The sequence below is a fragment of the Romboutsia sp. genome, from assembly GCF_035470145.1.
Classification (GTDB): domain Bacteria; phylum Bacillota; class Clostridia; order Peptostreptococcales; family Peptostreptococcaceae; genus Romboutsia_D.
On record NZ_DATIRC010000277.1, the window covers coordinates 1 to 8,959 of the forward strand.

The following is an 8,959-nucleotide window of genomic DNA, read 5'->3' on the forward strand; positions in this document are numbered from 1 at the left end:
TCATAGTTTTTAAGAATTCCCATTAAAGCTCCATATCCAATTTCACTTAGATAATCTTTTTTCATATCAGAAGGTGAGAATAGATTCTTTACTTTACCATCTTTTAGTTTAACTGCAACCCCAACGTGAGTATGCTCACCATTACCAGCAACTCCTTCAAGTGGTTTTGCCTCAAATGTTACTTCAAGACCATAGCTTCTAAATGTATCTTCGATTAATTCTCTTACTATAATTTCGTTATCTGCTGCTTGAAGAGCCGTATCGTATTTCCAATCTATTTCAAGCTGCTCCATTACATAATTTGACTTTCCGTTTATTCCTATTTTACTAGTTATTCCTCCAACTTCTTTATGACCCATTTCAGGCTCTAGTCCATATTCTTGCATTAACATAAGAGTTTTTTCAAGAGCAGTTCTAACTATTCCTATAGTTTTTTTCCAGTATTGTTCTTTTAGTGTTTGGGAAGTAGAAAGTTTTTCAAGGTCAGCTTTATCATTAGGAGTTTTCACCCAAAATTCAAGCTCTGTAGCTGAAGTTAAAATTATTTTTTCTATTTCATCAACACTTTCTATTCCTATATTTTTAATAAGGTAAGGATTAGATTTAAATATGTCTAATAACTTATTTTCAAAATTATCTATTGATCTTACTAGAATTGATCTTGAATCAACTTTTAGGTTATTGTGAATTAAAAAAGATGGTATTTTGAGTGTTCCAACAGGTAAATTATCAATTATATGATTAAAATTATAATCTATAAACCAATTAACATTAAGATCAGGAAGTAAATCAACTTTTGCATTATTTAGTGTAGTAATTTCATGAAGGACAACGCTTGAACCATCTGTTTGTATTCCATAATTTAAAAAGTTTTCTATATCATCTAGCATTACTTTGATAGGTATTTTCTCATCTGTAGCATTTCCACCAATATCAATACCCATAAGAGATACAAATTTTACCTCGGGATGATTATTTAAGATTTCTTTCAATGATTTAGAGTCATGATTATCTTTTGATATAAAATACAATAAATCTTTCATAATATCTCCCCCTATAAAATAATATTAACATTATATTCTCTCATCCAAGTATCAAGCTGGATTAGATATGCAATAAGCTGTGGACCTGTCATTAACTGACCAAACCAAGGTTTTGTGAAAGATGTTCCTCCACTTTCTACTATTTCATTAACTACATTTATATCTATAAGATTTAATATAGGCGAGTTTTTATCATTTAGAATTTCTCTCATCCATTGTTGAACTGCTTTTGTATATTGAGTATGGTGAGTTTTTGGATAAGGGCTTTTCTTTCTATATATAATGTCATCTGGCAGTATACCTCTAAGAGCTCTCCTCAAAATCCCTTTTTCTCGGCCATCGCAGAATTTCATTTCATTTGGAATATTAAATGCATATTCTACAAGGCGATAATCAGCAAATGGAACTCTAACTTCTAGGCCATTTGCCATACTCATTCTATCTTTTCTATTTAAAAGTGTAATCATAAACCATTTAATATTAAGGTAAAAAAGTTCTCTCATTCTACTTTCCTCATGTGATTCGCCAGGAAGTTTTGGAACTTTTTTAATTGTATCTATATACTTTTCATTAACATATTCTTCTAAAGGTAAGTTTTTAAATTCTTTAGATAAAATATTTTTCCTATGATCTACAGATTTAGACCATGGAAAAGTATTGGAATTTATATCTTGAGGTCTTGTATACCATGGATATCCACCAAATATTTCATCAGCACATTCACCAGATAGAGCTACCGTAGATTTTTTTCTAACTTCTTTACAAAATAGATATAAAGATGAATCTACATCGGCCATGCCAGGTAAGTCCATAGCTAAAACTGAATCTTTAAGTGATGATACTAAATCTTCATTATTTAAAATTATATTGTGATGATTACTTCCAATGAAATCTGCCATTTTTTCAGCCCATATAGCATCGGAATTAGGTTGATATTCATTACTTTTAAAGTATTTATCATTGTCTTTATAATCGATTGAGAATGTATTTAAAACTTCTTTACCATCGCATTTAAAGGAATTAGCAGCAATTGTAGATATTGCACTTGAATCTAGTCCTCCTGATAAGAAAGTACACACTGGAACATCTGATACTAGTTGCCTTTCTATAGCATCTACTAAAAGAGATCTTACATGATCAGTAGTAGTATCTATATCCTCTTTATGATGTCTTGCACTTAAAGTCCAGTATTCTCTTAAATTAAATCTTCCATCTTTATAAAACATACAGTATGCAGGTGGAATTTCTTTAATATCTCTAAATATTCCACTTCCAAGAGATCTTGCAGGACCAAGTCCGAATATATCTAAAAGTCCTTCTTTATCTACAATACGCTCTATAATAGGGTGTTTAAGAAGTGCTTTAATCTCAGATGCAAATAATAAATTATCTCCTTTAACTGAGTAAAATAAAGGCTTAACTCCTAGCGGGTCTCTTGCTAAAAATAAGCTTTTATTGTTTTCATCCCAGATTCCAAATGCGAATATCCCGTTAATATGTTTTAAACAATCTTGTCCCCACTCAATATAGGAAACTAACAGAACTTCTGTGTCAGAATATGCTTTAAATGTATAACCTTTAGCTTTAAGCTTTAATCTTACATCTTCTGTATTATAAAGTTCACCATTATACACGATAGTGTATTTATTATCACCAATTATTCTAGTCATTGGCTGAAGACCACCCTCGGGGTCTACGATTGTAAGGCGTCTGTGTCCTAAAAGTGCGTTAACAGATACGTAAGTTCCAAATGAATCTGGTCCTCTATTGCTTAGTGTTTCAGTCATATTTTCAATAATTTTTGTTTTACTACTAATATTTTCAGTATTATTTATCCATCCAGTTATACCACACATATACATCTCTCCTTTGGTTGAATATCATTTTCATTTAGTAATGTATTTATATGATATTGACAATAATTATGTTACATATATACATTGTAAAATATTGTTAAAAATCAATTGTTTAAAAATTAACTAAAATTATATTAAAATAAATCTTTTATAATACTAAAAAATAATTAACCTTAAAAATAGTATTTTTATAAAGAAGTGGCTTAGAAAAGATGTACTTAGAATATCAAATTTAAAGGAGTGCCCATAGAGGTGCTCTTTTTACGTTATTATCAATTATAATGTATAAAATTTAAAATAAATAAAAATCATTATAATAAAATGTAAAAATATGAAAAGCTGTATACAATATATTATTAAAATAATATTGAAATATAGAAAAATGATCATTACAATTTAGTTAATAAAAATATTCAGAAAAGTCTGACAAATGTAGTACAACAGAACAAATAAAATAAGGAGGTATAGTAAATGGGAACAGTATCAATGATAGTTATCAGTACAGGGATAATATTAGTTATTTCATTTTTCTTAGCGCACTACTTATCAACAAAGACAAATCCAACAGGGGATTGGGCATTAGGAGGAAGATCACTTCCAATATACGTAATAGTTCTTAGCCAGTATGCAACAGCAATGGGGGGAGGAATGCTAGTAGCTCACGTTGGACTTGGTTATCAATTTGGATGGTCAGCAATCACATATGGAGCATTAGTCTCATCTACTTTACTAATTTTATCGCTAATCTCTAATTGGCTAAGAAAGGAAAACTTCACAACCGTTCCAGATATAATAGAAAAAATTTATGGTAAAAACAAGGTATTATTATTATTAGCAGCATTAATGACATTAATAGTTCCATTTGGATGGATATGTTCACAATTAGTTGCATTTGCAAAACTCTATGGACAATTGACAGGAATTCCTATGAATACATTAATTATTGGATTTGGAATAGTAAGTTTAGCATTTGTACTTCCAGCAGGTCTTTCCACTGTAGCATGGTCAGATTTTATATTTGGATGCTTAATGCTTAGTATGTCAGTAGTTTCAGTTGTATTTGCATACAATATGACAGGTGGAATGTCAGAAATGGTAAAAATAGTTCCTCCACAAAACATAGCTTTTCCAAAAGGTTTGGGTGCTGTAGGACTTCCAGCCATTGCACTGTGGAGTTTGTCAATACTACCTGGTGGACTTACTAATCAATTATATTATCAACGTATATACGCAGTTGATACAACTAAAAATGCTAGAAAAAGTTTAATAATAAGTGCAGTAATAATACTTACAGCAGATATATGGGCATCATTTATGGGAATGTGTATAAGAACTTTAAATCCAAACTTAGCACAAGAAGCTGCAATGGGATGGTTTTTAGGCCAGATACCACCATGGGTATTAGCATTATTCTCAGGATTCTTAGTTGCAACTATAGTATCTACTGTAGATAGTGCAGTTCAATCAGTAGTTGTAAATTTAACAAGAGACGTATATAAAAAGTTAATAAAACCAGGAGAAGATGATGAAAAGAAAATGTTGAATTTATCTCGTATATTATCAGTAGCAACAGTATTTGTAGCAATAATAATAGCAATTGTATATCCACAGGTATTAAGTTTACTTGTAGCAACATATGCATTTTCAGCAGCAGGTCTTTTATGCCCAATATTTGTAGGATATATACTAAAAGATAAAAATATACTTACAACACAAGGGGCAATAGGAAGTATATTATGTGGGTTTGCAGGGTGTGCAATAGGTATGATGATAAAATCTCAAATACCATATGTTGCATTTGGAATAGTAGGATCATTTGTAGGACTTATTCTTATAAGTTTAATAACTAAAAAAACGGAAAATATTAGTGCATAGGTATAAACAAGTGTTAATAAGCATTGACTATTTTCCGACTATTAATAATACAAATGTAGTACATTTAAACAAGTAGTACAATGGTTCAAATAAAGGGGGAGTATTGAATATGAGTTATAAATGGGCAATAGTAGGTGGAGGCAATGGTGGTCAATCAATGGCAGGTCATTTGGGAACATTAGGAAAGTATGTTAAATTATATGATATTAGTGAAGATACAGTAAAAGCAATCAATGAAAAAGGCGGAATAGATGTAAAAGGGGCAGTAAATGGGTTTGGGAAAATAGAATTAGCAAGTACTAATATAAAAGAGGCTATAAAAGATGTAGATATAATTGTTATAGTATTACCATCTTTATACCATGAAAGTATAGCAAGAAAATGTGCTCCATATCTAGAAGATGGTCAGGTAGTAGTGCTTCATCCAAGTTCAAGTTTTGCAGCTATTGAGTTTAAAAATATATTAGAACAAGAAGGGTGTAATAAAGGAGTAACAGTAGGAGAAACATGTACTTTATTATATGCTTGTAGACTTGAAAAACCAGGTATTGCAGAAATATATGGAATTAAAAATATGGTTACTGTTGCAGCTTTACCAGCAACTGAAAATGAAAAAGTTATAAATATGTTAAATACAGCATTTCCTCAATTCAAACCAGCTAAAAATGTATTACAAAGTAGTTTAGAAAATCTAAATGCAATAATGCACCCAACTCCAACGATATTAAATACTTCAAAAATAGAAAACCAAGAACCATTTTTATATTATCTTGATGGTATTACCCCTTCAATAGGAGAATACTTAGAAAAAATGGATAATGAAAGAATAAATATAGGTAAAGCCCTGGGATTAGAACTACCGCATATAAACGAATTATACAGAGAAATGTATGATGCAAAAGGAGAAAATTTATATGAGTTAGTTAAAAGTGTAGAAGCATATAAAGGAGTAAAAGGACAAAAAACTCTTAGAACAAGATACTTATTAGAAGATATACCAAATTCACTTCAACCAATAGCATCTTTAGGAAAAAAATTAGGGGTAAAAGTAGATAGAATGGAATCCATAATTAACATGTGTAAACTAATGTTAGAAGGAGAGTTTGTAGAAGGAAGGACAGTAGAAAGTTTAGGAATAGAAGATTTGTCAAAAGAAGAACTTGTAAATTATGTAAATACTGGTTTCAAAGATTTACAACATAATGTATAATTTATAGTAGGAAAGTAAGAGGGACGTATTGGAGGAGTTTGATGATAAAGCCAGTAAGTAAGCATACATTATTTGAAAGTATTACTAGTGAAATTATACAATTAGTAAATCAAGGGCAATGGACGCCGGGGGACAAAATTCCAGGGGAATTAGAATTAGCACAGTCATTTCAAGTTAGTAGAAATATACTTAGAGAAGCATTAAAGTCATTAGAAATGTCAGGAATTTTAGAGGCAAAGGCAGGAAGAGGAACATTTTTATCTTCTGATGCACTTAAAAATATTAAAAGAATAGAATTTTTCAATTCTTTAAAAGAAAATAATTGTTTAAGAGAATTGATGGAGACTAGATTAGTTATAGAGCCTGGGTTAGGTAGATTAGCAGCTCAAAATGTATCACCAAAGGATTTAGATGAATTAGAAGAAATACTTAAAGGTATTGATAACAGCAAAGAAAATGGAAAATATGAATTAGAGGAATCTGTAAAATTTCATATAACTATTGCTAAATTATCTAACAATAACATATTATACACATTACTTAATTCTATAATTGATGATATAAGTGCACAAAGATTAATGTATTTAAATCAATATTCCAATAAAGAAAATTTAATGATAGACTTATATGAACATATAGAAATATACAATGCATTAAAAGATAGAGATGGGAATAGAGTATATAATCTATTGTATAACCATATAAGTAAGAAAATAGAAGATCTTTAAATGTAAACTGATTATGATTTACGAACACCTCCAAAACTAAGATTGCATAAAAATAGATTATAAAAAAGTGTAGTTATGTTGTAATAAAATACAGTAACTACACTTTTATTATGTTATTTTTAGATTTAACTTTACTTAAAATTATACTCGTATAGATATGTCGATATAGAGGAAACTATATATAAAATAAATTTATAAGGAGATTTCATTATGAAGTATTTAAAAAAAATTATATCGACAACACTAGTAACAATGTTATTAAGTACTTCTTTGTCGTTTGCAAATTTTGATAAAGAAGCTAACTTTATATCTAAACAAAATGTAGACTTATCATTTTATAAATATAAACCAATATGTATAAATGATTCTTTTAATGTACAAATGAAAAAGATAGTTGAAAATAGTGAGTTTTTTAAAACTGATATGAGTTATCCTTTACTAAAAATTGAGGATAAGTATATAAATAAAAAAGGGTACAAGGGCAAAGTCATTGAAAATATAAATAAACAAATATGTAACTATGTAGTTGATTTTAGTGAAAAAGTAAAACAAGAATCAGAAGAATATAAAAAACAATACGAAGATATATTTTCTAAATCAGGACAAGATTATGTAAAGTATAAGTATGAAGCATATTCAGACTATCAAGTCACATATAACAAAGATAATTTAATAAGCATACCTATAAAAACATATAAGTTTACAGGTGGAGCACACGGTATCACTTATTTAAAGTCATATAATTATGATTTATTAAGCGGTAAAGAAATTAAATTAAAAGATGTTTTTAAAAAAGGTGTTGATTATAAAGAAATTGTAAATTCTTTTATAAAAGATGAAATAGAGAAAAATAAAGATATTTATTTTAGTAACAGTGAAGGATTTAAGGGAATTAGTGATAATCAAGATTTTTATATAGATAGTGATGGAATAGTAGTTTATTTTCAAGTTTATGATATAGCTCCATATTATGTAGGTATACCTAGGTTTAAAATGACTTGTGAAGAATTTGGAAAGTATTTTAAATAAAATAAGCAAATTTTTTATAAAGCATAATTAGCTCATAAAGTATATAGTAAAAGTAAATAAAGTAAGTATATTTTATTTTTTGAACTTTTTAAATTCATTTTGTATTAAACTATAAGAGTACGTTAAAATCGTAATAAAAAATAAAGGTGTGTGTTAAGATATGAAGGTATTGAGTAGAGGTATAAGTAAAGAAGATATAGTAGGGGTTAAAAAGTACTCTAAATGGTACAAGGTTATAAATGATGAAATAATGATAATAATAAATGAAGAAAAGAAAAATAGCAAAAAAGAATTAGTAAACATGATAGAGTGGAAAACTAACAAAGCATTTATATGCTTAGATAGTGAAGAATATAGAACTAAATTTTTTAATAAATATAAAGATCTAAAAGTTAGATTATTTATAAAGTTAGATACAGGATTACTTTATAACGAATATGAAACTATAGGCTGGTCTTTAGAAGATGAAGCTATAGAAATAAAACTTGTTTAAAATGTAAATTAGATTTAAGAAAATAGACCTAAGTTTATTCTTAGGTCTATTTTTAAATATAACAAATAAATAAAACAAAAAAGACTATTCAAAAGAAATGATTACTATAATGCCTGTAATACTTGGGCGGTTATTAAGGTATCTATGTTGATAAATTAAGCTAAGTTTTTAGGGATTAATTTTATGCTTATAAGATGGATTTTAACCACTATATCTATATTTATTATGATAGTCTATTAATTTAAGTGTATAGCTTTAATATCATATTAAACTAAAGACCTAAGAAAGTGTATTATAATTTAAACACTTTCTAGGTCTATTATTTATCAAATTCACATAAATAATTTATTGAAGGAATTATAATTTTCAACCGATAAACTTTAAATAGTTCAATAATACGTTATTCAAGCAACGGACATATTCTTTAACCTATGTGTGGGTAAAGCTAATTTAATGTTGAAAAAATGTATAAAAGTATTGACTATTAGGTAGGTATATAAGGTATAATATATATGAAAATGAAATTTATTATCAATTAATAAAAAGATATAGTTTGTCTAGTGATTGAATTTATTGGTAATAATTACAATAAAAAGTTAAAATAGAAATAATATTAAAATTTATATAAGAAGGGAGAAAAATATTAAAAAAATATATTTTATAATAATAAGTATATTAATTGGAATGAATTTTATAGGGTGTTATAAGGAAAATAAAAATGAAGT

The 8,959-nt window shown here is 27.8% G+C and carries 6 protein-coding genes and 1 pseudogene; 5 read left to right on the plus strand and 2 right to left on the minus strand.

The window, feature by feature from the left end; genetic code table 11:
• Both VLM92_RS11475 and asnB read right to left on the minus strand, forming a co-directional pair.
• A pseudogene (locus VLM92_RS11475) lies at nucleotides 1-1,043 on the minus strand (glutamine synthetase); the annotation flags it as partial.
• A gap of 11 nt (nucleotides 1,044-1,054) precedes the next feature.
• Nucleotides 1,055-2,899 (minus strand): asparagine synthase (glutamine-hydrolyzing), encoded by a 1,845-nt coding sequence (asnB, locus tag VLM92_RS11480; RefSeq protein ID WP_325276474.1) that lies wholly within the window; start codon nucleotides 2,897-2,899, stop codon nucleotides 1,055-1,057.
• Nucleotides 2,900-3,370: 471 nt separating this feature from the next.
• On the opposite strand from asnB, the gene VLM92_RS11485 reads away from it, so the two are divergent.
• The 5 genes from VLM92_RS11485 (at nucleotide 3,371) to VLM92_RS11505 (ending at nucleotide 8,234) form a co-directional block, all read left to right on the plus strand.
• The gene (locus tag VLM92_RS11485; protein ID WP_325276475.1) at nucleotides 3,371-4,774 is read left to right on the plus strand and encodes a sodium:solute symporter family protein; all 1,404 of its coding nucleotides are present in this window, start codon (nucleotides 3,371-3,373) and stop codon (nucleotides 4,772-4,774) included.
• A 109-nt stretch (nucleotides 4,775-4,883) separates the two neighbouring features.
• The gene (locus VLM92_RS11490; protein WP_325276476.1) at nucleotides 4,884-5,984 is read left to right on the plus strand and encodes an NAD/NADP octopine/nopaline dehydrogenase family protein; all 1,101 of its coding nucleotides are present in this window, start codon (nucleotides 4,884-4,886) and stop codon (nucleotides 5,982-5,984) included.
• A 41-nt stretch (nucleotides 5,985-6,025) separates the two neighbouring features.
• Complete coding sequence (locus tag VLM92_RS11495; protein ID WP_325276477.1) at nucleotides 6,026-6,712, plus strand: FadR/GntR family transcriptional regulator; 687 nt, start codon at nucleotides 6,026-6,028, stop codon at nucleotides 6,710-6,712.
• A gap of 210 nt (nucleotides 6,713-6,922) precedes the next feature.
• A complete protein-coding gene (locus VLM92_RS11500; RefSeq protein WP_325276478.1) occupies nucleotides 6,923-7,741 on the plus strand; it encodes a DUF3298 and DUF4163 domain-containing protein in 819 nt (272 codons plus the stop codon).
• A 160-nt stretch (nucleotides 7,742-7,901) separates the two neighbouring features.
• Nucleotides 7,902-8,234 carry a hypothetical protein gene (locus tag VLM92_RS11505; RefSeq protein ID WP_325276479.1) on the plus strand — a complete coding sequence of 111 codons (333 nt, stop codon included), beginning with the start codon at nucleotides 7,902-7,904 and terminating at the stop codon, nucleotides 8,232-8,234.
• Nucleotides 8,235-8,959: the final 725 nt, after the last annotated feature.

Coding starts and splice junctions, on each gene's coding strand:
- asnB (WP_325276474.1), bottom strand. CDS start 2,899: ATGTGTGGTATAACTGGATGGATAAATAATACTGAAAATATTAGTAGT.
- VLM92_RS11485 (WP_325276475.1), top strand. CDS start 3,371: ATGGGAACAGTATCAATGATAGTTATCAGTACAGGGATAATATTAGTT.
- VLM92_RS11490 (WP_325276476.1), top strand. CDS start 4,884: ATGAGTTATAAATGGGCAATAGTAGGTGGAGGCAATGGTGGTCAATCA.
- VLM92_RS11495 (WP_325276477.1), top strand. CDS start 6,026: ATGATAAAGCCAGTAAGTAAGCATACATTATTTGAAAGTATTACTAGT.
- VLM92_RS11500 (WP_325276478.1), top strand. CDS start 6,923: ATGAAGTATTTAAAAAAAATTATATCGACAACACTAGTAACAATGTTA.
- VLM92_RS11505 (WP_325276479.1), top strand. CDS start 7,902: ATGAAGGTATTGAGTAGAGGTATAAGTAAAGAAGATATAGTAGGGGTT.